Below are 1,542 nucleotides of genomic sequence, written 5' to 3'. Positions count from 1 at the left end.
GACTACCGCATCGCCAAGCCGGCTCCAGAGCCGGACGATGCGCTGCCAGCCGGCGAGAACGGCACATTCAAGATCGGCGATACCGATGTCAGGATTTCCGGCAGCATCACCGTCGATGTCGGCGCCGGCTCGTTCGGGCCGCCGCGCCACTGACAGCGCGTGTCGCGCTGCGCCTGTCGCCCACAAGACAATCCGCACATGAAAACGGCCCCGCCGTGCTTTGCGCAAACGGACGGGGCCTTTTTGGATCTCAAATCCAATTTTACCGGGAGTGTACTGCCGGCGTTTGATTTCGGATGCACCGCGGCATTCAGCCGACGATCCGACTAGTAGTCTCTGATTTTTACGAGAGATGGCAGGTCACGGTTTGCCGGCTGGCGAAAACGCTGAACCCTGGCACTTATGCCTGCCTCGGCTCCAGTGACAACTGGAACCCTAGGGGACGATCCGGTGGCGTCATAGCTCCGCTCCTCTGTCCGTTGCGATTGTTGTCAATTCGAAGCACAAATCGCAAATGCCTGCGGCGTCTCGCAGGCCGCCTTTGGGCGGCGAGGCCATCGAAAGACGGCCGTCTTCGTTGACTGCTGGAGACTGCTCCCGTCAGCTGGTGGCGTCAACCATCAATAGCCGGTTACCGAAAAATGTGATCGCCGGGAGGTTACGTGCAAGTCAGTTTTTGCACAGCTTTGTCAGGAGCGTGTTCGGCCTTTGTTCTTTCCGCTTGCCCGTTCACGCGAAAGACGCTTAAACGCTCTCGTCGGGAATTGTGGCTTATCCCGACGGGGCGGCAAAACTACCTACATAGGGGATGGCCGGGAAAACCCGCCATTCCAGGAAATTCCAGATTCTGAGGCGGCGACCGGCTATGGCCGACCATAAATATCTTTCCATTCGCGGGGCGCGCGAACACAATCTGAAGAATGTCGATCTCGACTTGCCGCGTGACAGCCTGATTGTCATGACCGGCCTGTCGGGGTCCGGCAAGTCATCGCTTGCCTTCGACACGATCTATGCCGAGGGCCAGCGCCGCTATGTCGAAAGCCTGTCGGCCTACGCGCGGCAATTCCTCGAAATGATGCAGAAACCCGACGTCGACCAGATCGACGGCCTGTCGCCCGCCATTTCCATCGAGCAGAAGACCACCTCGAAGAACCCGCGTTCGACGGTCGGCACCGTCACCGAGATCTACGACTATATGCGGCTGCTGTTCGCCCGCGTTGGCATCCCCTATTCGCCGGCCACCGGCCTGCCGATCGAGAGCCAGACGGTTTCGCAGATGGTCGACCGCGTGCTGGCGATCGAGGAAGGCACGCGCCTGTTCATCCTGGCGCCGATGGTGCGCGGCCGCAAAGGCGAGTACCGCAAGGAATTGCTGGAACTGCAGAAGAAGGGCTTTCAGCGCGTCAAGGTCGATGGCGTCTTCTACGAAATCGCCGACGTGCCGGCGCTGGACAAGAAGTACAAGCATGACCTCGACGTCGTTGTCGACCGCATCGTCGTGCGCGGCGATCTGGCGACGCGGCTTGCCGATTCCATCGAGAC

General features: G+C 60.1%; 1 pseudogene. It reads left to right on the top strand.

Annotated elements, in window-relative coordinates:
- Positions 1-865: 865 nt before the first annotated feature.
- Positions 866-1,542: pseudogene (locus EN893_RS33350) on the top strand (excinuclease ABC subunit A); the annotation flags it as partial.

Origin of the sequence: Mesorhizobium sp. M7A.F.Ca.CA.004.04.2.1 (genome assembly GCF_004022825.1) — a bacterium.
Lineage (GTDB): Bacteria > Pseudomonadota > Alphaproteobacteria > Rhizobiales > Rhizobiaceae > Mesorhizobium.
Note: the sequence above shows the minus strand (reverse complement) of the source record. Positions and strands in the feature narration are given on the sequence as shown.